This window comes from Shigella sp. FC1967 (assembly GCF_001743005.1).
In the GTDB taxonomy this organism is placed as follows: Bacteria; Pseudomonadota; Gammaproteobacteria; order Enterobacterales; family Enterobacteriaceae; genus Proteus.
Window position 1 is genome coordinate 1 of sequence record NZ_MIIZ01000268.1, and the last position, 251, is coordinate 251.

At 41.8% G+C, this 251-nt stretch carries 1 pseudogene; it reads right to left on the bottom strand.

What is annotated here, in order from left to right:
* Positions 1-96 precede the first annotated feature (96 nt).
* Positions 97-244 (bottom strand): annotated as a pseudogene (locus BHE89_RS02460) (SMR family transporter); the annotation flags it as partial.
* Positions 245-251: the final 7 nt, after the last annotated feature.

The window sequence follows — 251 nt, forward strand, 5'->3', positions numbered from 1 at the left end:
AGATATAGGAAAGTGGCAATCATTAACCACATCACAATCATACCAGTGTAACCACCGCTCACACTGGCGTACTTCATCGATAAAGTACCGATAAACTTCCCACAGTGCATATGCTACACCTAATGCCACTTTTTTGACGGCTATGGCTAAAAAGATATAGGAAAGTGGCAATCATTAACCACATCACAATCATACCAGTGTAACCACCGCTCACACTGGCGTACTTCATCGATAAAGTACCGATAAACTTC